Origin of the sequence: Blastococcus sp. CT_GayMR16, assembly GCF_004570875.1 — a bacterium.
GTDB lineage: Bacteria > Actinomycetota > Actinomycetes > Mycobacteriales > Geodermatophilaceae > Blastococcus_B.
This window is the reverse complement of sequence record NZ_SPQK01000003.1, coordinates 159435-179607: the sequence shown is the minus strand read 5'-3', so window position 1 is coordinate 179607 and position 20173 is coordinate 159435. Positions and strand designations below refer to the sequence as shown.

The 20173-nt window shown below is 72.5% G+C and carries 23 protein-coding genes; 5 read left to right on the top strand and 18 right to left on the bottom strand.

Translation table 11 applies throughout. From position 1 onward, the window contains the following. Window positions 1-19: 19 nt before the first annotated feature. From E4P38_RS22820 to E4P38_RS05630, 3 genes are all read right to left on the bottom strand, one after another. Window positions 20-157 carry a hypothetical protein gene (locus E4P38_RS22820; RefSeq protein WP_167760458.1) on the bottom strand — a complete coding sequence of 46 codons (138 nt, stop codon included), beginning with the start codon at window positions 155-157 and terminating at the stop codon, window positions 20-22. 126 nt (window positions 158-283) lie between these two features. Further along, a complete protein-coding gene (locus E4P38_RS05635) occupies window positions 284-2020 on the bottom strand; it encodes a BTAD domain-containing putative transcriptional regulator (RefSeq protein WP_135130791.1) in 1737 nt (578 codons plus the stop codon). Window positions 2021-2040: 20 nt separating this feature from the next. Beyond that, window positions 2041-2268 (bottom strand): 4-oxalocrotonate tautomerase family protein, encoded by a 228-nt coding sequence (locus E4P38_RS05630; RefSeq protein WP_135130790.1) that lies wholly within the window; start codon window positions 2266-2268, stop codon window positions 2041-2043. Window positions 2269-2452: 184 nt separating this feature from the next. Here E4P38_RS05630 and E4P38_RS05625 point away from each other — a divergent pair, with 184 nt between their 5' ends. Further along, window positions 2453-2935 (top strand): cupin domain-containing protein, encoded by a 483-nt coding sequence (locus tag E4P38_RS05625; protein ID WP_167760457.1) that lies wholly within the window; start codon window positions 2453-2455, stop codon window positions 2933-2935. Window positions 2936-2941: 6 nt separating this feature from the next. Here the strand turns inward: E4P38_RS05625 and E4P38_RS05620 are convergent, their stop codons facing one another. Both E4P38_RS05620 and E4P38_RS22815 read right to left on the bottom strand, forming a co-directional pair. After that, the gene (locus E4P38_RS05620) at window positions 2942-3376 is read right to left on the bottom strand and encodes a cupin domain-containing protein (protein ID WP_135130788.1); all 435 of its coding nucleotides are present in this window, start codon (window positions 3374-3376) and stop codon (window positions 2942-2944) included. A gap of 51 nt (window positions 3377-3427) precedes the next feature. Then, a complete protein-coding gene (locus E4P38_RS22815) occupies window positions 3428-3574 on the bottom strand; it encodes a hypothetical protein (RefSeq protein WP_167760456.1) in 147 nt (48 codons plus the stop codon). 113 nt (window positions 3575-3687) lie between these two features. Between E4P38_RS22815 and E4P38_RS05615 the strand changes: the two genes are divergently transcribed. Then, entirely contained in the window at window positions 3688-4707 is a 1020-nt protein-coding gene (locus E4P38_RS05615; RefSeq protein ID WP_135130787.1) for a hypothetical protein, read from the top strand. A 17-nt stretch (window positions 4708-4724) separates the two neighbouring features. On the opposite strand, the gene E4P38_RS05610 is transcribed toward E4P38_RS05615, so the two are convergent. Further along, entirely contained in the window at window positions 4725-5741 is a 1017-nt protein-coding gene (locus E4P38_RS05610; protein ID WP_209308951.1) for a helix-turn-helix domain-containing protein, read from the bottom strand. 135 nt (window positions 5742-5876) lie between these two features. Here E4P38_RS05610 and E4P38_RS05605 point away from each other — a divergent pair, with 135 nt between their 5' ends. The 3 genes from E4P38_RS05605 (at window position 5877) to E4P38_RS05595 (ending at window position 8145) form a co-directional block, all read left to right on the top strand. After that, window positions 5877-6707 (top strand): alpha/beta hydrolase, encoded by an 831-nt coding sequence (locus tag E4P38_RS05605; RefSeq protein WP_135130786.1) that lies wholly within the window; start codon window positions 5877-5879, stop codon window positions 6705-6707. Between the two features lie 10 nt (window positions 6708-6717). Beyond that, entirely contained in the window at window positions 6718-7497 is a 780-nt protein-coding gene (locus E4P38_RS05600) for an MBL fold metallo-hydrolase (RefSeq protein ID WP_135130785.1), read from the top strand. A 153-nt stretch (window positions 7498-7650) separates the two neighbouring features. Next, window positions 7651-8145 (top strand): ATPase, T2SS/T4P/T4SS family, encoded by a 495-nt coding sequence (locus E4P38_RS05595; protein ID WP_245160817.1) that lies wholly within the window; start codon window positions 7651-7653, stop codon window positions 8143-8145. Window positions 8146-8582: 437 nt separating this feature from the next. On the opposite strand, the gene E4P38_RS05590 is transcribed toward E4P38_RS05595, so the two are convergent. From E4P38_RS05590 to E4P38_RS23405, 12 genes are all read right to left on the bottom strand, one after another. Then, window positions 8583-10421 carry a SpoIIE family protein phosphatase gene (locus tag E4P38_RS05590; RefSeq protein WP_245160816.1) on the bottom strand — a complete coding sequence of 613 codons (1839 nt, stop codon included), beginning with the start codon at window positions 10419-10421 and terminating at the stop codon, window positions 8583-8585. Between the two features lie 696 nt (window positions 10422-11117). Beyond that, window positions 11118-11402 carry a hypothetical protein gene (locus tag E4P38_RS05585; protein ID WP_135130783.1) on the bottom strand — a complete coding sequence of 95 codons (285 nt, stop codon included), beginning with the start codon at window positions 11400-11402 and terminating at the stop codon, window positions 11118-11120. 93 nt (window positions 11403-11495) lie between these two features. Beyond that, window positions 11496-13130 carry a 2Fe-2S iron-sulfur cluster-binding protein gene (locus E4P38_RS05580; protein ID WP_135130782.1) on the bottom strand — a complete coding sequence of 545 codons (1635 nt, stop codon included), beginning with the start codon at window positions 13128-13130 and terminating at the stop codon, window positions 11496-11498. Then, complete coding sequence (locus E4P38_RS05575; protein WP_167760455.1) at window positions 13127-14005, bottom strand: FAD:protein FMN transferase; 879 nt, start codon at window positions 14003-14005, stop codon at window positions 13127-13129. The genes E4P38_RS05580 and E4P38_RS05575 overlap by 4 nt, the downstream gene beginning before the upstream one ends. Window positions 14006-14021: 16 nt before the next feature. Beyond that, a complete protein-coding gene (locus E4P38_RS05570; RefSeq protein WP_135130780.1) occupies window positions 14022-14273 on the bottom strand; it encodes a hypothetical protein in 252 nt (83 codons plus the stop codon). Beyond that, on the bottom strand, window positions 14266-14610 hold the full coding sequence (locus E4P38_RS05565) for a hypothetical protein (RefSeq protein ID WP_135130779.1): 345 nt from the start codon (window positions 14608-14610) through the stop codon (window positions 14266-14268). The genes E4P38_RS05570 and E4P38_RS05565 overlap by 8 nt, the downstream gene beginning before the upstream one ends. Before the next feature lie 88 nt (window positions 14611-14698). Next, window positions 14699-16087: an ATP-binding protein gene (locus E4P38_RS05560; RefSeq protein ID WP_135130778.1), complete on the bottom strand. Its 1389-nt coding sequence runs from the start codon at window positions 16085-16087 to the stop codon at window positions 14699-14701. Then, window positions 16084-16740 carry a response regulator transcription factor gene (locus tag E4P38_RS05555; RefSeq protein ID WP_348633781.1) on the bottom strand — a complete coding sequence of 219 codons (657 nt, stop codon included), beginning with the start codon at window positions 16738-16740 and terminating at the stop codon, window positions 16084-16086. The genes E4P38_RS05560 and E4P38_RS05555 overlap by 4 nt, the downstream gene beginning before the upstream one ends. Before the next feature lie 98 nt (window positions 16741-16838). Beyond that, complete coding sequence (locus E4P38_RS05550) at window positions 16839-17534, bottom strand: VIT family protein (protein ID WP_135130776.1); 696 nt, start codon at window positions 17532-17534, stop codon at window positions 16839-16841. After that, entirely contained in the window at window positions 17531-18895 is a 1365-nt protein-coding gene (locus E4P38_RS05545; RefSeq protein WP_135130775.1) for a HAMP domain-containing sensor histidine kinase, read from the bottom strand. Before E4P38_RS05545 ends, E4P38_RS05550 begins: the two co-directional genes overlap by 4 nt. Next, window positions 18892-19578, bottom strand: a complete 687-nt coding sequence (locus E4P38_RS05540) for a response regulator transcription factor (RefSeq protein ID WP_245160814.1) — start codon at window positions 19576-19578, stop codon at window positions 18892-18894. The genes E4P38_RS05545 and E4P38_RS05540 overlap by 4 nt, the downstream gene beginning before the upstream one ends. Window positions 19579-19613: 35 nt before the next feature. After that, window positions 19614-20048, bottom strand: a complete 435-nt coding sequence (locus tag E4P38_RS23405) for a hypothetical protein (RefSeq protein WP_245160813.1) — start codon at window positions 20046-20048, stop codon at window positions 19614-19616. Window positions 20049-20173 lie beyond the last annotated feature (125 nt).

The window sequence follows — 20173 nt, the reverse complement described above, 5'->3', positions numbered from 1 at the left end:
CGGAACCGCGCATCAGTGGTCAGTGCTTCTTGGCGTGGACCACGGTCTCCATCTGTGACGTGTGGTCGTTCTTCGCCTTCTTGTCGAGCCGCTTCTCCTTGATCGACTTGCCCGCGGGCTTTTTGCTCGTCGACTTGTTCGGGGACTTGTCACCCATGGTGTGCTCCCTCTTCGGGAACCCGGACGGCTCCGTGGGCCGGACGCTACGCCCGGGCGAGCCGGTTGCGGCGTGTCCCCGCGGCAGGGCCAGTCGCGTAAGGCCGAAGACCCGGCGCCTCGTTTCTCAGGGAAGTCGCATGCCGGCCCGGTAGCGCCCCGCCTGGGCCGCACCCGGGACCCCGAGTCGGGCGGCGTGCTGGTGGGCGCGGTCGAGGAAGCCGCGCAGGCCGGTCCGGCCGGCGAGGTCCAGGAGCTCGGCGACCGCGGTGCGCGCTCCCGGCAGACCTGTCGCGCAGACAGCGTCCAGGACATGTGCTTGCACCCAGACATAGCGGTCCGGCCAGCGAGTGCACCGGCGGGTGGCGTCGTCGAGCCAGCTCGCGGCCCGTCTGCGGTCACCTGCCTTCGCGGCCAGAACGCCGAGGCCGCGGGCCGCCATGCCCTCCCAACAGGGGTCGCCGACCTGGCAGGCGAGCTGGAAGGAGGACTCCAGGCCGCTGGCCGCCGCGTCCATCCGGCCACGCGCGAGGTCCAGCTCGGCCCGCAGCGTCTGGGGCCAGGGCATGAACGCCATCCAGCGTTCCTCGTGGACCAGCGCGAGGCTCTCGTCCAGCAGCACCTCCGCGTCGTCGTCCTCGTCGCGCAGCAGGTGCGCGCGTCCGGCGATGGACAGCGACCAGGCCGCCTGCCGGAGCTGACCGGTACGGCGTGCCAGTTCCACCGACTCGGCGAGGACCCGCAGCGCCTCGGCGGTGCGGCCCTGGTCGGACAGGTCCATGCCGCGGACGCCGAGCACCGCCGCCAGCTCACGGTCGTCGCCCTCGGCCAGAGCGGTGGCGCGGCCGAGCCAGTGGGCGGCGGTCTCGCGGCGGCCGGCCTGCACGTCGACGAAGCCGAGCTCGCGGCAGGCGGTCGCGGCGATGGCGCCGTCCCCGCACCGCTCGGCCTCCCGTACCGCCGCGTGCAGAGCGACCGAGCCCTCCTCGTCCCGGCCCCGGAGCGCGTGGACGAGGGCAGATCCGAGCGCGAGGGACGCAGCAGCGCGGAGGGCGCTGTCGCCCAGCCGCTCGGCGTCCTCCCCGGCGCGGCGCAGGCAGTCCAGACCGGCCTCGATGGCGCCCGCGCCGGTCGCCGCGCGGCCGGCCTCGAGCAGTGCGCGCACGCCGGCGGCTCCAGGGGCGGGCCGGGGGAGTGCATGGCCTGAGGGCAGCTCGGAGGCGGCGAGCAGGGACGGCGACGGCGCACGGCCGAGTTCCCGCCGGAAGCGCGCGGTGGTCGCTGCGACGTGTGCGCGCGCGGAGGCGACGTCCCCCGCCGCCACGAGGCTACGGGCCAGGAGCGCCTGCGCCTCTTCCTCGTAGGGCGCCCGGACGGCGAGCCTGCCGGCCAGGGTTGCGGCCTCACCGGCCCGGCCGTCGGCGAGCGCCGCGACCGCGCTCTGGCGGAGCTGCGCGTCGGCGGCCGCGGACAGTCGCCGACGCTCGACGAGCAGCCACGTCTCGAACCCGGGGCAGTCGGCCGGGGTGACCCCCTCGAGGAGCTCGCCGTCGAACCCCGGCCACCAGGTGCCGTTGCCAAGGAGGACGGCGTCGACCTCGACGCCGTCCTCCCAGGTGAGCATCAACGGATCACCGCCGACGGACCCTGCGCCGATCAGGGCACGGCGCAGAGCCGCCGTGCTCCAGCGCAGCGCGGCGAGCGGATCCTGCGCCTCCGCGAACAGCAGCTCGGCGACCTGGCGACGGCTCGGCGCGCCCGGGGACAGGACCAGGAGGGCCAGGAGCGCCCATGCCTTGCGCCCCTGCGGTGGCGGCAGGGGCTGACCGGCGCGTTCGAGCCGCGGCCGGCCCAACAGCCGCACGCAGGTCGGCCCCGACGCGTTCACCCCACCGGCGCCGAGCCCGCGAGGGCCAGCACGTCCTGCGTGGTCAGGGTGCGGCCGCCCATGCCCCAGTCGCCACTGCGGACCTCCTCGACGACTACCCACGTCACGGGACGCATCGCCTCCCCCTCCACGCGGACCATCGCCTCGGTCACCTGCTCGACGATCTCCCGCTTGCGCGCCTCGTCGAACACTCCTTCGATCACCTTCACCGACACGAACGGCATGTCAACCTCCTCGGTCGCGGGCCGGACACTTCCGGCCGGCGAGGAGAACCCTGCGCGGGCGACGTGTGAGAGCGCGTGTGTCCTGACCGACGATGACGCGGGATGCCGCTCGACCTTCTCGGACCGGACAGTCTTGGTCAGACTCTGTGCCGGACGGGGATCCATCGGCGACCGGGGGAACCGGATGACACCCGAGCAGCTCATCGAGGAACTCCACCTCGCGCGCGGCACCTGCGGCTACATGGCCTCGACCTACCTCAGCCCACTGCAGGTGGCACCCGACTCGGCCGCTCCGCGGACCATCGGCCAGGCGCTGTACTTCCTGATCACCCCCGACGCCGGGGTCGAGCTGCACCGCATCCGGTCCGACCAGATCTATCACCACTACGCGGGCGACGCTCTGGAGGTGCTGCTGCTGCCCGACGACGGTCCGGCCAGGACGGTCGTCGTCGGGTGCGAGCTCGACAACGGCATGCGTCCGCAGCTGTTCATCCCCGCCGGGACGTTCCACGTCGCCCGGCTGGAGGACGGCGGGGCGTGCGCGCTGCTGGGCACCACGTCGTGGCCCGGGGTCGCCGACGGCGAGTTCGAGCGCGGGGACGCCTCGCTGTTGCAGCGCCGGCACCCGGAGTTCGCCGAGCAGATCGCGGAGTTCGCCTCGGCGTGACGCGGGTCAGCCGGCCGGTTCGACGGGGCTCACCAGCCCGGGCAGGTTGACGACGATGGCCTCCTGGCTGCTGCGGGCCAGGACGACGACGGCGTCCTCGTCGGTGGGGTTCTCCTCGCGGTGCGGGGTGAACGGCGGAACGAACACGTAGTCCCCCGGCGCGGTCTCCAGCCGCACCTCCTCGCCGTCCTCGGCGAAGACGAACACGGGGTGACCGGAGACGACGTAGATCGCCGTCTCGGAGTCGCCGTGGTGGTGGTCACCGGACGCCGTCCGTGGGCCGACCTGCGTCTGACCCATCCAGACGCGCTGCGACCCGACCGTGCGGGCGGAGACCGCTTCGAGCCGCCGCATGCCGGGCGTCTGGCCGGTGTCGGCGGTGAGGTCGGCGGCGCGCAGATGGCGGAGGGGCTGGTGCCAGCCGTCCTGGGGGTCGGTCACGCCGCGGACCGTAACGGCAGCCGCGAGTGGCCGACAAGCGCAGCCGCCGGGTCAGCTGCCGTGCTTCTTCTCCGTGGTCAGTCGCGCCATCTGCGACGGCGTCATCTGCTCCTTGGCCTTGCGCTCGGCCCGCCTCTCCTTGATCGACTTGGCCGACTTCGTGGAGTGGTGGGCGTCGTGCGGGGACTTGTCGCCCATGGCGACCTCCCTCGTCGGGGGGCGAACCGATGTCGAGACGCTACGCCCGAGCGGCCGCCCGAGGGAGTCGTCTCCGGCTGGGAGCGCAAGGGCAGCAGTGGGACGATGCGGCGGTGGGCCGGGTCAGGGGCGCGCACCGACAGCGGCCCAACCATCGCGGAAGTGGCCTGCTGCTCGGCCTCCTGCTGGTCGTCGTCCTCAGCGTGGTCGTGCAGGAGCAGCACCCGGCCGGCGACTCGGCGCGGGAGCTCCCCGCCGCCCGCTCGACGGCTGCCCCGTCGGAACCGTCGACGGCGGAGCAGCCGGTCGCCCGGACCTCGCCGTACGCCGGCGTCGGGACGTGGCTCTCGCGGTACCGGATCACCCGTGAGTTCGGCGGTGCCGCACCGGCGGTGACGCCGGAGGACGTCGATGCGATGGCAGCCGCGGGCATCCGCACGATCTACCTGCAGCCGGCCGCGGACGACGCCCGGTACCCGGGTCTGCTGACCACCGATCTGCTCGGCGAGTTCCTCGTGCGGGCGCATGCGCACGACCTGCAGGTGGTCGCCTGGTACCTGCCGCGCTTCGGCGACATCGCCGCCGACCTGCGACGGCTGCAGGCGATCGCGGCCTTCCGCGTCGACGGGCAGGGGTTCGACGCGATCGCGGTCGACATCGAGTTCACCGATGCGGTCGAGCTCGCACCCCGGAACGCGGCGTTGGTCGAACTGTCGGAGCAGCTACGGGCCGCGCTCCCGGACGTCGAACTCGGCGCGATCGTGCTGCCGCCGGTGGTCACCGACGTGTTGAACACCGCGTACTGGCCGGAGTTCCCGTGGCGGGACCTGGCGGACCTGTACGACGTCTGGCTGCCCATGGCCTATTGGTCGAACCGGTCGGAGGAGGGGTTCACCGACCCGCACTGGTACGTGAGCGAGAACGTCGCACGGGTGCGCCGGCACCTCGGCGACCCGTGCGCGGCCGTCTCGGTCATCGGCGGCTACGACGTCCAGGAGACCGCCGAGGACTACGCGGCGATGGCGCGGGCCGCGACCGAGCGACAGGCCATCGGGGTCTCGATCTGGGACTGGCCGACCACGCCGCCCTCGGCGTGGCCGGCGTTGCGGGGCTACGACGTCGCCGGCTGCTGAGCGCCCGCACGCACCGATCAGTCGCGGCGGTCCTGCTGCCAGTCCCGCGGGGTCCTCCCGAAGGCCGTCCGGAACCGGCGGGAGAAGTGACTGGCGTCCCGGAAACCGGCGGCGCGCGCCGTCGCCGCGATCGACCGGCGCAGGCCTGCCGATGAGATCAGCGCGGCGCGGGCCACCTCCAGCCGCTGATCGATGATCCATTGCTCCAGGCTCAGGTCTGCGGCGGCGCACACCTTGTACAGCTGCCGCACCGAGACGTTGTGCGCGCGGGCGATGCTCTGCGGGCCCAGCGACGGGTCGGAGAGGTGTTCGCGCACGTGCACCATGACCCGGGTCAGGAGGGTGTCGGCCAGGACAGGGCGGCTGAACCGCTCGTCCTGGGCGGCGGAGGCCAGCAACGCGCGCACGAGCTCCGTCGTCGCCGTCCCGAGGGCGGCCGCCCCCGGGTCGGTGGCGAGCCGTCCGGCTGTCCGGGACAGCCGTTGCAGGTGACCCTGCACGAGGTCGTGAAGCGGGCTGGCGGCCAGCCGCCCGCTCGCCTTGCGCACGATGTCGACCGGAAGCCCGAGCTGGTCGTAGGTGGTCTGGAAGGCGCGCGAACCGCCGCCGCCGGTCCAGGAGAAGGAGTACGGGGCGGTGAGGTCACTGAGCATCAGGTCGCTGCGCCCGACGAGCTGGTCGCGGCCGAACTGGGTGAACCGCCCCTGACCGTGCGCCTGGACGGCGAGGGCCACGACGGGCGGGGCCTCCATCCGCACGTGCCGGGGTGTGCGGGTCAGCCGGAATCCGGAGACGTCGGCGGTGAAGAGGTCGGAGCGCCCGAAGGCCCACAGGTGCATGCGGGCGCGGATGCCGTCGGGCTCCAGGTGGTCGATCCGGCAGGGCACGGACGCCTGGCCCATCGCGGCGCGGAACGCGTCCACGTGATCCGCGGACGGGACCGCGGCGGTGTCGAGCAGGAGCATCGGACTCCCCGCCGAGCCGGGCCGGGCCGCCGTCTGCGGCCGGGCGGTGCGCTCCCCGTTCTCGGTCACTCTCGCAGAGCGGATCGGCTCCCGGAATGCATCGGCGTGCGGCCAGGGACCGGAGTCGTGCAGTCAGGGCCGATCGCGCAACCCGGGGAACCGCAACGGTGGACGCCACGACGACCGCAGCGGAAGGACCGGCCGATGAGCACGCAGCCCGACACGATCGTCCTGATTCACGGCTTCTGGGTGACCCCGCGCAGCTGGGAGACATGGATCGAGCACTACGAGGCCAAGGGCTTCCGCGTCCTCGCGCCCGGCTACCCGGGCTTCGAGGTCGAGGTGGAGGCGCTCAACGCCGACCCATCACCCATCGCGGCGCTCACCGTGCCGGCCATCCTCGAGCACCTGGAATCGGTGATCGCGAAGCTCGACCGGCCCCCGATCCTGATCGGCCACTCGGCGGGCGGCGTCTTCGTCCAGCTCCTGCTCGACCGGGGCTTCGGCGCGGTCGGGGTGGCCATCAACTCCGCGCCCACCGAGGGGGTGCCGGTCGTGCCGCTGTCCCAGGTCCGGTCGACCTGGGCGGTGCTGCGCAACCCCGCCAACCGGCACAAGGCCGTCGGGTTCACCGCCGAGCAGTGGCACTACGCCTTCACCAACACGTTCAGCGAGGAGGAGTCGCGCGCCCTCTACGAGCGCTACGCGATCCCCGCCGCCGGCGGCATCTTCTGGGACAACATCCTGGCCAACGTGAAGCCCGGGCCGCAGGAGACCGCGGTCGACTACCACAACGACCACCGCGCTCCGCTGCTGTTCATCTCCGGGAGCGAGGACCACCTGATGCCGCCGAGCGTCCAGCGCTCCAACGCCAAGCACTACAAGTCGGCCACGGTGACCGAGGTGAAGGTGTACGAGGGCTACCCGCACCTGCTGCCGTCCGCGCCCGGATGGGAGGAGATCGCCGACTACGCCCTGTCCTGGGCACTGAGCCACGCGACCGGAGCGAAGGCCGAGGTCGGCGGCGCCCAGTGAGCCCGACGGCATGCGGCTGACCCACATCGGCGGGCCCACGGTCCTCATCGAGGTCGGTGGGTGGCGGCTGCTGACCGATCCCACATTCGACCCCCCGGGGCGCCACTACTCCTTCGGCTGGGGCTCGGGCTCGCACAAGATGACCGGCCCGGCGGTGACCGTCCCCGACCTGGGACCGATCGACGCCGTGCTCCTCAGCCACGACCAGCACGGCGACAACCTCGACGACGCCGGCCGTGCGCTGCTGCCGTCGGTCGGGACCGTCGTCACCACGGTCTCCGGTGCGGCGCGACTGGGCGGCGGCGCCCGGGGGCTGCGGCCCTGGGGGACGACGGAGCTGTCGGCACCGGGACGGACGACGATCGAGGTCACCGCCACCCCCGCCCGCCACGGTCCGCCGCTGAGCCGGCCCATCGCCGGCGACGTCATCGGCTTCGCCCTGCGCTGGCACGGGCAGGACGGTGCCCTCTGGATCTCGGGGGACACCGTGCTCTTCGACGGAGTCCGGGGGGTGGCCGACCGCATCCGGGTCGACACCGCCCTGATCCACCTGGGCAGCGTCCGGTTCTCGGTGACCGGCCCCCTGCGCTACTCGATGACGGCGAGCGAGGCCGTGGAGCTGTGCGGCCTGATCGGCCCGCGGACGGTCATCCCTGTGCACTACGAGGGCTGGACCCACTTCCGGCAGGGGCGGGAGGCGATCGAACGGGAGTTCGCCGGTGCGCCGGCGGAGTTGCGGCGCACCCTCCGCTGGCTGCCCCTCGGCGAGGCGGTCGACGTGACGGCCTGAGGTGACGGTCGTGGTCACCCGGTCGGGTGGACAGGGCGGTCACGGAGGGTTGCGTTGTCCACAGAACCCCTGATCGGCGCCCTTCGGACTGATCCGTTCCCTTACAGTCCGGGCCTGTTTGTCGACTGATCGACCGGGCTTGACGGGGGTGCCGTGCCGACCGCTCTGGATGTCGTGGACGGCGAGGTGCGTGAGCTCATCCGCCGCCGCGGGCTCGACCCGTTCACCGACCCCGCGCCCGTGCGGGTACTGGTGCGCGACGTCGTCGCCGAGTACTCCGAGCGGTCGCTGAACTCGGCGCTGCCGCCGATCGGTGACCCGGAGTCCGTCGTCCGCGACGTGCTGGACCGGGTGGCTGGCTTCGGGCCGCTGCAGCGTTACCTCGACGACCCGGAGATCGAGGAGATCTGGGTCAACGAGCCGGGCCGGGTGTTCGTCGCCAAGCGCGGCCGCAGTGAGCTGACGACGACGATCCTCGCGCCGGGGGAGCTGGCCGACCTGGTCGAGCGGATGCTCCGGACGTCGGGACGGCGGATCGACATGAGCACGCCGTTCGTCGACGCGACGATGCCCGACGGCTCCCGGCTGCACGTGGTGATCCCCGACATGATTTGGACTGACGGCCTGACCTGCGCGGAAAGCCGCTGACCAGCTCCTGACCTGCAGGAACGGCGACTGGCGTGGTTGGTCGTCGACGAGCCGAGACGGACGTCTTGCGGACTTTCTGCGGACTCGGTGCGGACTGGGCGAGCCGTGGCGTTGCCGCGCTCGACAGGTCGGACGGGAGGCTCCCGTTGGGGGAGAGGCAGTCCGATCCGGGCGGGTGACCCTCTGTGCCAAGGGCGCGGTCGGCTTCCCGTCGCCAGGTCCGGAGCGGTTCCTGACGGAGTAGCATGGTTGAGGCAATACGAGCAGCTTCCGACCGCCGGGGCCTGTGCGCAGGGCCCGTTCGTCCACAGGAACTGATCGAACGGACTGCTGGGTTGGCAAGTCCGGAACGGCTCCCGGTCCTGGTCCACGGCCCCGTGGAGTCTGGCGCCTGAAGGTGTGACGGATTCAGCGGGGTCGGGTGCCCGCCGCGGCGTTCAGCTTGCCGGGTGGGCAGGAACGTTGGGTGGGATGCGGGTGGGTCCGGCCTCGGCTGGGCGGGGGGAGTCCTGGGGGTGGAGGCGGACGGCGACGAGGGCGACGTCGTCCTGGGGCCGGTCGGGCAGCATGCTGGCCAATAGGTCATCACACAGATCGTCGAGTTCGCGGCCGGCGAGTTCGGTGAGTGTGTGCTGAAGTCTCTGCAGGCCCTCGTCGAGGGATTGGTCGCGGCGTTCGATCAGGCCGTCGGTGTAGAGGAGCACGATCACCTCCCGCTCGAGGGTGATCTGGGCTTCGCGCCGTGGGGTGTCTGGTTGGACGCCGAGCAGCAGGTCGTGGCCCTGGCCGGTGAGCACGGCGACGCGACCGTCGGGATGCAACACCATCGGCGGGGGGTGTCCGGCGTTGGACCAGCGCAGCCGGGTGACCCCGCGGCGGAGTTCGGCGGGGGTCTGCTCCAGCCGGGCGACCAGCGCGGTGGCGAGGGTGTCGACCTGCAGGGTCTGGATCACCTGGTCGGCCTGGCGGAGCAGGGCGGCGGGGCGTCGGTTGGTCTGCGCCCCCAGAGTGCGCACGATGGTGCGGACCTGGCCCATCTGGGCGGCCGCGGCGATGTCGTGCCCGGCGACGTCACCGATGACCAGCACGGTGGCCCCGCCGGGCTGCAGGAACGCGTCGTACCAGTCGCCGCCGATCTGCGTTGCGCGTGCCGCCGGGGTGTAGCGCACCACGACCTGCAGGTGGTCGGGCTCCGGCGGTGCGGTCAGCAGGGAACGCTGGAGGGTCTCGGCGAGGTCGCGCTGCTGACCGAAGAGCCGGCCGTTGTCCAGGGTCAGTCCGGCGCGGGCGGCGATCTCCTGTGCAGTGGCCAGGTCCTCGGCACTGAAGGGCCGGCCATGGGGCCCGCTGTACATCGACAGCAGCCCCACTGTGCGTCCCCGCGCCCGCAGCGGCAGCAGCACCCCGTGTCGGGGAGCCAGCTGCGCCAGGAGATCCGCGGCCTCACCGGGGTGCATCAGCGCCCGCACCGACTGTGCGGCGTCGCCCGGAATGAGCACCGGCCCCGTGGCGGTCAGGGCGCGATGCAGATAGGCATCGGGCATCATTGCCGCCAGACGGCCGGCGGTGTACCGCTGGAGGAGTGGCCGCATCGCCTCATCGGCGTGCCAGCTGGCGACGTCGCGCAGCCCGCGCAGCGAGCCCGCCCGGGCGTGGTCCTCGACCAGGGTGACGATGCACCAGTCGGCCAGGGTCGGCACCACCAGCCGGGCCAAGTGCGCCACCGCCTGTTCGGCGTCCAGCTGCTCGGTCAGCTCGGTCGCGACCCGGGTGAGCAGTTCGGCGCGGCGTGCAGCGGCGTCCGCGTCTTCCTGCGCGCTGCGGCGGGCGGTGATGTCCCAGGCCGCGCCCAGCAGCCGCACCGCATCGCCGGCCTCGTCGCACAACACCCGGCCGCGGGCCTGGATCCAGCGCATTCCCCGGTCGGGCAGAACGATGCGGTACTCGGCCTCGTAGTCCCCGCAGCCGTCGATCGCCTCCTGCAGCAGCTGGGTGACCGCAGTCAGGTCTTCGGGATGAAGGCGGACGTTGAAACCCTCGATGGTCTGGTCGAAGCTGTCCGGGTCATAGCCGAAGATCTCCACCAGGCGCTCGTCCCAGCCCAGCGTGCCGGTAATCAGATCCCAGTCGAAGGTGCCGATGCCGGCGGCGGTGACGGCCAGCTCCAGCAGCGTCCGCTGTGCATCGCCATCCTCGGCGTCCAACGCCAGCTCGGCCTCCGCCGACATCGGCCCGCCCGGCGTCCACCTGTCGTGGTCCCCACGCCCGTGCGTCACAGCCAGCCCCCGTCTCGCGCACGGGTGGCCAATGACCCGGCATGCCCCTCATTGTGACGGGTCAAACGCGAGACGTTATGTGACGTGCAGCACAGATCCCAAGGTCCGTTCTCCTGCACACTCTGAGCCCGCACGCTGGGCGGACCCGATCGGCGACGTCGTCCGACGGATCGGTCGCACTGGTCCGGGTGCCCGATTGGGATCCTGTGCGCGTGCCTGATGCAGCCCATGTGCGGGGGACAGGCCGCGGCGCTGGCGAAAGCGACCCCCGCAACCGTCCGACGCGTGCTCATCAACGTTCCGGCCCGGGATCACGACCTTCGTCGGGGCGGCTGCCCCTGCACCGGCCCGCCAACCGGCCCTGGGAGCCCGTGTGGTCCGTGCTCTACCGGGTCGTGCTCCCTGTGCGAGCCCCGCGACCTGATGGTCGGCACACCGCCACGACGACGGAGGGGCATCAGTGGAAAAGTCGGGCAGACCGGCGACTTCCTCACGCCCAAGCACCACCGCGACCACCTCGCCGGGGATCACCGGGCACGCCCCGGTCCGCCGGTGGATCGGGGCTGAGCCCGGGCTCCGTCAGACCCAGGACGGTTCACCGCCGTCGTCGAACGCTGGACAGCCGATGGGTCAACGGCGGCACCTTCAGACCGCTGCTGGCCTCCTGACCCGCAAGCTGAGCGGCGCGGTACCCGGTTACCTCGCCAGGGCAGCGTGCCCGTGCGGGGTGAGGGCGTAGACATCGCCGGTGTGCCAGTCGGCCGGCGCCACCTCGTCGACCAACCCGCGTCGGTACAAGTCCACGAAGGTATCGATGAGTTCGAGCTGCCTCGCCGTCCATTCTTGGCCGCGTGGGGCACCCTCCGATCCACGGTTCAGCGTGATGACGACATCGAAGATGCCCGCCGGTCCGCCCGCGGACTGCAGGGCCTCGAGCAGCGCCCGGTCGTCGTCGGTCAGCGGCATGTGATGCGATTCCATGCTGATTCTCCGTAACGTCCAGAGCGCCTCGGAACGGGTGTTCGTGGCGGCGGGGTCCGCGGCACTGGGCCGCCGGCTCTTCGGGGCCTGAAGTCATGCCGGTACCGCGGCAGCCTGCGTGGCCGGTTGCGCGGCGGTGTCGAAGTCGATGACCTGGCTGCCCGTCGGCGCCGGCATCTGGCAGGTCAGTACGAGCCTGTCCCCGGCCGGGGGCAGGCTGGTCGACGCGGAGGCCGTTGCCGACGTTCGGGCGGTGCAGGTGCCGCAGATGCCCGCCCGGCAGGAGTAGGGGAGGTCCAGCCCAGCCCGCAGACCGGCGTCGAGAACGGTCTCGCCTGGCGCCACCGCCACGGTGTGGTCGCGCCCACCGCTGCGCAGCACGACGGTCCTTGGCCCAGTCTGCGCAGTGGATCTCGGCGCGGCAGGCGTGGGAGTGAACACCTCGGTATGGACCCCGGCGGCGTTGACCGTGAAGTTCTCGACCAGGATGCGCTGCACCTGGGCGGTCATGGGTGCCGGTCCGCACACGTAGGCCGATTCGACGCCGGAGAGGGCGGCGTCGGCGTGCACGGTCTGCAGCGTGCTGGCGTCGATGTGGCCGCGCAGATCTTGGCTTGAGCCGGCCTCGCGGCTGCGTACGTGGATGACCCGCAGCCGCCCGGGGTGGCGATCCTCCAGGGCCGTGAGGCGGGCGGCGAACAGGGTGGTCGAAGGGGTGCGGTTGCCGTAGATCAGTGTGCACCGGCTCGCCGGTTCGGTGGCGAGAACGCTGCTGATGATCGACAGGACGGGGGTGATGCCGCTGCCCGCGGCGACGCCGAGAATGTGCCGGCCGCGCAGGCTGTTGAGCTCGACGGTGAACGTTCCGGCGGGCGGTGCCACGTCGAGGACGTCCCCTGTCCGCAGCGCGGTGGTGATCCAGGTGGACATGCGCCCCGCAGGCACCTGCCGCACCGCGATCCGCAGCTCCCCGTCGGTGATCCCGCTGCAGATGGAGTAGGAACGGCTGACCAGGGCTCCGTCGATCCGGGTCCGCACGAGCAGGTACTGGCCGGGCTGGAAACGGTACGCCGAGGCCAGTGCCGCCGGCACGGAGAAGGCCACCGACACCGCGTCGGGGGTTTCCCGGCGGACCTCGGCGACGGTCAGTGGGTGGAATCGCGGAACTCCGCTGGCCACCGGTGGGGCGGCGACCGCGAGGGGAGCTGCCGCGCGGGTGCGGAGGAGGGTCAGTAGCAGGACGACGACGATGGCGCCGGCCACGGCCGCGCGGGCCAGTCCGCTGCCCGAGTCGGTTCCGGCGGTGATGCCGTGCATGGTGGCCAGCCAGAACAGCAGGTAGCTGGTCAGGTGGATGCGGTGCCACCAGCGTCGGGGCAGCCGGCGCATGAGTAGTGAACTGCCTACTACGGCGATCATCAGGTAGCCGGCGATGACGCCGAGGGCGACCGGTACGGGTTGCCAGGCGGCGGCGAAGGGAACGGCGACGTCGGTCAGGCTCAGCTGCACGTAGTCATCGAGGAGCAGGCCGGTCACGTGCAGGCCGGTGAAGATCACGGCGAGGATGCCGAGGAAGCGGTGCACGTCGGCGGTCCATGCCCACGGCACCCAGCGGGCGACGAGCCGGGTGCGCAGCAGCAGCCCCCACACGACGGTCACGGTGAGCAGGCCCCAGGCCACGAAGCCGGTCGCCCGGGCCAGGTACCACCAGAACTGCGGGTCGATCACCGGAGGATCTCCTTCGGGCAGTTGATGAGGACGCGCTGGCCGGTGGCGGTGACGGCGACCGCGGCGGCGGCGGCGAGCATGGAGCGGGCCGCGTCACCGTCGATGGCGAGCGCCTTGCTGAGCACCTCGGCCCGCCAGCCTTCGGCGGCGAGCACGGTGATCGCCACGATGTCGCGGCACGCCGGCGTACCGGTGGCCGGGTCCATGAGGTGGTCCACCTGCCGGCCGCCGATCCACCAGCGCCGTGAGAGGCGGCTGGTGGTGGCCACGGCTCCGTGCTGCAGGGCTATCCGCAGCAGCTCCCGGCCGTCGTCGTGCGGGTCGGGCACGGTCACCACCCACCCGTCATCAGTGGGTGCATCGCCCCGGATCCGCAGGTCGCCACCGACGTTGACCAGGCAGCCGGTCGCTCCGGCCGCGATGAGTTCGGCGCTGACCAGATCGGCGGCGAGGCCCTTGCCGATGCCACCAGGGTCGACGGTGACCCCGGCGGGAAGCCGCACCATGCCGCCGACGGGGTCAATCTCGATCCCGGCGCAGCCGGGTGCCGGCGCCGAGGAGGCAATCCGGGTGACCGGGTCGGCGCGGACCAGGGCGAGGTCGCGGTCATATCCGTGCGCCACCATGGCCGCAGCCACGGTGGGGTCGAACAGCCCGCCGGTCCAACGCCATCCCTCGACCGCCCGGGTGAGCAGCTCGACGGTGTCCGCGGAGACCAGCACGGGCCGACCCGCGGCGGCGTTGAGCCAACTGATCTCGCTGGTCGCGCGGAATCGGCTCCAGCGGGACTCCAGCTCGGCCAGGCGCGACCGTGCCCCGCGCGCCAGCGATGCCGGATCCTCGCCCACGATCACCACGTGGGCGACGCTGCCCATGACCGGAAACCGCAGCTCAGCTAGCACGGCTGGTGGTGGTCGGCGGGGCGGTCGTCGGGCCGAAGCTGGGCACACCCGCGGTGTTCCCCCCATCGCCGGGCGACGTGGGGAGCTGCGGTGCGACCGCGGCGGGCGTGTCCTGGGCGGCCATGGCCATGCCGGCCATCAACGCCAGGGTCGCCGCCAGGCTGGCCGCGAACGCCAGCACCCGGGCCCCCATCGCGGCCGGCCGGGGCAGTCGCCCGGCGGCGGCCGGGCGGTCAGTCATCCTCGACCTCGGACCGCTCGCCGCCCTCGTACCCCTGACCCGAGTCGCCCCCCTCGCCGCCCCCGTACTCCTCGCCGGGGGCGCCGTACTCGGCGCGCTCGTCCTCGCCCCGCTGGTCGGAGCCGGTGGAGGAGTCCTCGGTCATGGCCGGCCCGGGGGGTGCGGGGGTCGTTTCGGAGGGCACGCCGGCGTTGTCCAGCGTCGCGACCGCCGGGACGGTACCGGCGCCGTCGGGAGAGCCGCTGCCGAACAGCCCGGCGTTCGTGGCGAGTGCGGTGCCGCCGCCGAGCAGGGCCAGGGCCATCGTGGTGGCCGCGATCGTCGTCCGTCGGTACACAGGTGCCTCCTTGGTGGTCCCGGACCGGGGTGGTCCGGTACACCTGTCACCGTAGGAAGCAGCAGGTCAGGAGCCGGTAGGTCGCGGGTTAACTGGAGGTAAGGAATCGGGCCGGCGCCTGCGCCAGGCGAACCGAGGCACGCAGACCGCGATCGCCCGGCCCCGGCTGGAGGGTGATCGTTGCGCCGGAGACCTCGGCAAGATCCCGGGCGATGGCCAGGCCCAACCCTGAGCCACCGCCGGCGCGGTCGGGCGCCTGCCAGAACCGGTCGAAGGCCCGCAGCCGCTGTTCCTCCGACAGCCCCGGGCCGTCGTCGGTGACCGACACCTCCACCCAGCCCGGCTCCGATGCTGAGGTACCCACAGTCACCGTGCCGCCGGCCTGTGAGGCGGTGATCGCGTTGGACAGCAGGTTGTCCAGGATCTGCTCCAGGGCGCCGGGCAGGCCCAGCGCCAGCGCATGAACCGTGACATCGTCCACGAGGCGTACGTCCTGTTGCGCGGCCACGGTCCTCCACACCTCCAGGCGCCCGCGCAGGACGTCGTCGACGTCGACCGGACCGGGGGTTCCCGCGGCGGCGTCGGCGCGGGCGAGCAGCAGCAGGGACTCGACCACGCGACCCAGCCGGTCGGTCTCGCGGACCGCGGCCCGCAGCCGGTCCTGCTGCTCGGCGGGCACGTGCCGCTCCAGGTTCTCCAAGCGCAGCCGCAGGGCCGTCAGCGGGCTGCGCAGCTGGTGCGAGGCGTCGGCGACGAACTGCCGCTGCGCGGTGAGCAGCCGCTCCAACCGGCCGGCGGTGCGGTTGAACGTCTCACCGAGGGACCGCAGCTCCGGCGGGCCGACGTCCACGGGCACGCGGGCGTCGAGTCGTCCGTCGGCGAGGTCTCGCGCTGCGTCCTCCAGTCGACGGACGGGCCGGGTGACCTGCCGGGCCAGGACCGTGCCGATGACCGCGACGGCGACCAGGATGCCCAGCGAGAGAAGCGTGAGTCGCAGCCAGTTGCGCTGGACGAGCACGTCGAGCTCGCGGATCGGATAGGTGACCCGGACCGCGCCGTGCACCTGACCGCCGGAGGTGACGGGCACGGCCACGTAGACCAGGTCACCGCCGAGGGTCTCCGACCGCCGGATGCCCAGGGCCCGTTCCCCGGCCAGGGCGGTGGTGACCTCCGGCCGGTTGGTGAAGTCCTGGCCGGGGCCGGTCACCGAGTCGGCCCGACTGACGCCGCCGGTGTCGGTCACGACGATCCGGCCGCCACCGCCGGCGTACTCGGTGAGCAGCGAGTCGATCTGCGGTCGGGTGCCCGCCTCCAGGTCGTCCTCCACGAGCGCGGCGACGGCGGTGGCGTCGCGCTCCACCGCGGCGAGCAGGGTGTCGCGCTCGTGGTTGGTGAAGGCAAGGCCCAGCGGGATCACCAGCGCGGTCAACGCGAGGACGGTGACCGTCAGGTAGGAGATGAGCAGGCGGCGGATCATCGTGGCACGTCGAGGCGATAGCCGACACCGCGCAGGGTGGTGATCCAGCGGGGGTCACCGAGCTTCTTGCGGAGCGAGGCGACATGGACGTCGAGGGTCTTGGTGGAGCCCCACCAGTGCTCGTCCCACACGCGGGCGATGATGTCCTCCCGTCGGCACACCGCCCCCGGTTCGGCGCCGAGCAGAGCCAGCAGGTCGAACTCCTTGGCGGTGAGGTCCACCTCGGCGCTGCCGAGCAGAACCCGCCGACTGCGCCGGTCGATCGACAGATCGCCGAGCTGCTGCCGGGTGGGGGAGGACCCGCGATCCGGTGAGCCGCGCCGCAGTACCGCGCGGATACGGGCGACCAGCTCACCGAAGCCGAAAGGCTTGACGACGTAGTCGTCGGCCCCGATCTCCAGCAGCATGATGCGGTCGAACTCGTCGCCGCGCGCGGTGACAATGATGACCGGGATTCCGCCGCGCGCCGCCAGCTCGCGGCAGACCTCACGGCCGTCGATGTCCGGCAACCCCAGGTCCAGCAGCACCAGGTCCGCGCCGCTGGCGGCCAGCGCCTCGACGCCGGTCCGCGCCCATTGCACCCGGAACCCCTCGTAGCCCAGACCCTCGACGAGAGGTCCGGCGATCGCTGGGTCGTCCTCGACGACCAGCAGCCGCGGGCCGACGGGCGCCGAGGTGACCGGGCTCGCCGGCCCGCTGGTCCCATCCCAGGGTGCGATGCTCTCCACCATTACTCTCCCCCGGACGTAGGTCAGAGGCCCGAGATGCTGACCAGTCGCCCGATCGCGGCGGTCACCAGCAGGGCCGCCGCACCCCCGACCAGGACCCTGGCCGCTCCACGAGCCGGGCTGGCTCCACCGAGGCGGGCGCCGACACTCCCGAGGACGGCGAGCGCCAGCAGAGTGGCTCCGACCAGTACCGGGAGGCGGGCTGATGTCGGGCTGAGGAGGGCGGCCACGACCGGAACGAGCGCGCCGAGGGCGAAGGCGAGCGCGGACACGGCGGCCGCCTGAACAGGCCTGGCTGCGGTCTGCTCGGCATGTCCGAGTTCGTCACGCAGGTGGGCGCCGAGCGCGTCCTGCTCGGTGAGGGCACGCGCGACCTGCTCGGCCAGTGGCTGCTCCAGGCCGCGGGATTGGTAGATGCGGGTCAGTTCGACCAGCTCGGCGTCGGGGTCGTCGGCGAGTTCCTGCCGCTCCTTGGCCACGTCGGCGCGTTCGGCGTCGCGCTGGGAGGAGACGGAGACGTATTCGCCGGCAGCCATGGACATGGAGCCCGCGGCGAGCCCGGCGAGGCCGGCGGTCAGCACCGCCCCGGCTGAGCCGGCGGCGGCCGATACCCCGGCCATGAGCGCTGCGGTGGAGACGATGCCGTCGTCGGCGCCGAGGACCGCGGCGCGCAGCCATGCCGCGCGTCCTCCGGTGTGCGTTTCCTGGTGCCCTCTCATGCGTTCTTCTCCTGTCCTGCTGGTGTCCGGCCCGAAGTTGGTCGGGCCTGGTCCGGTCGGTCCGGGCTCGGCTCGGTCGTCCCGCCCTGCGGGCGGAGGGGGATGAGCAGTTCAAAGGTGGTCGGTGCGGCGGCGCGCAGCCGCAGGCGTGCGCCCTCGGCCTCGGCGAGTGAGCGGGCGAGGGCCAGGCCGACGCCGGTGCCGGCGGCGCGCGGATCGCGTCGGGTGAACAGCGTCTCGGGCTGACGCGGGCCCGGCCCTTGGTCGGTGACGGTGATGGCCACGCCGCCGGGCGTGGCATCGGCGGCGAGGGATACGGCTCCGTCCCCGTGGCGCAGCGCGTTGTCCAGCAGGACGTCGAGGATGTGCCGCACCGCGGTCGCCGAGACGGGCACGGCCGGCGCGTTCTGGCACGACACCTGCAACGGCCGCCGGGCGGCGTCGTATCGGGGCAGCCAGTCGGTACCGATGTCATTGGCGAGTGCGCAGATGTCGGCCGGTTCACGGTCACCGGGGTTGTCGCGGGCGAGGCGGAGCAGGTCCTCGATGGTGGTCTCCAGTCGGGTGAGCGCGGCGATGCTCTCGACCAGCACGGTGCGCCGGTCGGGGCGGGGGGCGAGCAGTTCGGTCTCCAGCGCGACGAGGACCGCGGCCACGGGCGTGCGCAGTTCGTGGGAGGCGTCGGCGGAGAAGGCCCGTTCCCGTTCGACGAGCCGGCCGATCCGGGCGCCGCTGGCGGCCAGTGCTCGACCGACGTCATCGATCTCCTGCAGCGCGGTCGTGGGCACTTCGACGGTGAAGTCGCCCCGCCCGAGCCGGTCCGCAGCCGCCCGCAGCGCCTGCACTGGGCCAAGCAGCCGTCGGACCAGCCACCAGCCGGCGCCGGCGGCGAACAGGATGGCCGCCACGGCCAGCGCGGACATCCAGGCGATCGCGGTCGCCGTCCGCGCGGTGCTCTCCTCCCGCGGTTCGGCGATCCTCAGGGCACCGGTCGGCCGGGCACCCGAGCCGAGCGGTGTCGCGGCCACGATCTCGTCGTCGGTCGCGCCGCCGGCCACGTCCCCCCGCAGCGCTTCGGTGATGGCCGCGTCCGCGGTGACGGGACCGTTCCCGGTGATCCGCCGGCCGGAGGAGTCATAGAGCGCGTAGCGGTGATCGGGGTTGGTGTCCGCGGGGGTCCACCGGGCCCGGTCGGCCGCGGTGTCGGGTACGTGGCGGACGGCGACGAAGTTCAGCCGCTGCAGCTCCAGCAGGTCGGTGTGGCGGTACTGGTCGCGCACCAGCAGCGCCATCGGGACGAAGAACAGAGCGACCGCCAGGGTGCAGACCACCAGGACGGTGGTCACGATCCGGCGGGTCACGGCAGCTCGAGGCGGTAGCCGACGCCTCGCAGCGCGGTGATCCGGCTCGGTGCCCCCGGCCGCTCGCCCAGGCGGCGGCGCAGGCCGGCGACGTGCACGTCCAGTGTCTTGGTCGATCCGTACCAGTGCTCGTCCCACACGTCGGTCAGCAGCTGCTGCCGGGTGACGACCTGGCCGGGTTCACGGGCCAGCCGTGTCAGCAGGTCGAACTCCTTGGCTCGCAGTTCGACCTCCTCGCCGCCCACCCACAGCCGCCGGGCGCCGATGTCGAGCCGCAGATCCCCGACGGTGATCACGCGGGCGGTCGACTCGCGGCGTTCGGCGGTGCGCAGGTGGGCCTGGACCCGGGCCAGCAGCTCGGCCAGGCGGAACGGTTTCGTGACGTAGTCAACCGCTCCGGCGTGCAGCCCGGTCACCATGTCGGCCTCCTCGGTGCGGGCGGTCAGCATCACCACCGGCAACGTGGGGTCGAGGGTGAGCAGGGTGCGGGCGAGGTCCACTCCGTCGGTGTCGGGCAGCCCGAGGTCCAGCAGCACCAGTGACGGCCGGGCCGACCGGGCCGCGGCGAGTGCCGCGGCCCCGTCGGTCACCCAGTCGGCGAAGTAGCCATGGGCGTCCAAGGCTCGCTGCAGGCTCGCCCCGATCAGCGGGTCGTCTTCCACGACGAGGATGCGCGGGGTCACGCGCGGATCGTAGGTTCGAACACGCCGGCCGCGGGTCAGCGCCCACCCGCCGAGACGGAAGCGCTCGTGGCCCGCGACCGCGACAGCAGCTTCGGCACGTGGCGGGCGGCGATGGCCAGGAAGACGCCCTCGACGAGCAACGACGGAATGCCCTCGGCCCATTCGGCGGAGCTGTAGCCGAAGAAGCCGACCGTGCGGCTGAGCAGGAACCCACCGATCATCCCGGCGGAGACGGCCGCACCCAGCAGCCAAGCGGGCAGGTCCTCCCGGCGCCACAGCCGCCAGGCGGCCCAACCGGTCAACGGCGCGGAAGCGAGAAAGAGGACGCCGATCAGCGGCGCCTCTGCCAGGTACTCGGGCACCAGGACCAGGTGCAAAATGCCGGCGGCGGCGATCGCGGCAGCCGCGACCCGACGTGACGTCACGGACGACGAGGCAGCCGTGGGACGGACGGAAGAACTGCTGGTCACGAGCATCTCCAGAGGTGGCAGTGAGCTTGTTCTGCGGACCACCTCAGCCTCGATGACTGCGGGTTAACGGCGCTGCCCACCAATGGTCAACGGACGGCAAGACAGACATTTCCGGATGTGAACCC

Bases quoted from the DNA above. Each gene is read 5' to 3' on its own strand.
- E4P38_RS22820 (WP_167760458.1), bottom strand. From the start codon at position 157: ATGGGTGACAAGTCCCCGAACAAGTCGACGAGCAAAAAGCCCGCGGGC.
- E4P38_RS05630 (WP_135130790.1), bottom strand. From the start codon at position 2,268: ATGCCGTTCGTGTCGGTGAAGGTGATCGAAGGAGTGTTCGACGAGGCG.
- E4P38_RS05625 (WP_167760457.1), top strand. From the start codon at position 2,453: ATGACACCCGAGCAGCTCATCGAGGAACTCCACCTCGCGCGCGGCACC.
- E4P38_RS22815 (WP_167760456.1), bottom strand. From the start codon at position 3,574: ATGGGCGACAAGTCCCCGCACGACGCCCACCACTCCACGAAGTCGGCC.
- E4P38_RS05605 (WP_135130786.1), top strand. From the start codon at position 5,877: ATGAGCACGCAGCCCGACACGATCGTCCTGATTCACGGCTTCTGGGTG.
- E4P38_RS05600 (WP_135130785.1), top strand. From the start codon at position 6,718: ATGCGGCTGACCCACATCGGCGGGCCCACGGTCCTCATCGAGGTCGGT.
- E4P38_RS05585 (WP_135130783.1), bottom strand. From the start codon at position 11,402: ATGGAATCGCATCACATGCCGCTGACCGACGACGACCGGGCGCTGCTC.
- E4P38_RS05575 (WP_167760455.1), bottom strand. From the start codon at position 14,005: ATGGGCAGCGTCGCCCACGTGGTGATCGTGGGCGAGGATCCGGCATCG.
- E4P38_RS05570 (WP_135130780.1), bottom strand. From the start codon at position 14,273: ATGACTGACCGCCCGGCCGCCGCCGGGCGACTGCCCCGGCCGGCCGCG.
- E4P38_RS05560 (WP_135130778.1), bottom strand. From the start codon at position 16,087: ATGATCCGCCGCCTGCTCATCTCCTACCTGACGGTCACCGTCCTCGCG.
- E4P38_RS05550 (WP_135130776.1), bottom strand. From the start codon at position 17,534: ATGAGAGGGCACCAGGAAACGCACACCGGAGGACGCGCGGCATGGCTG.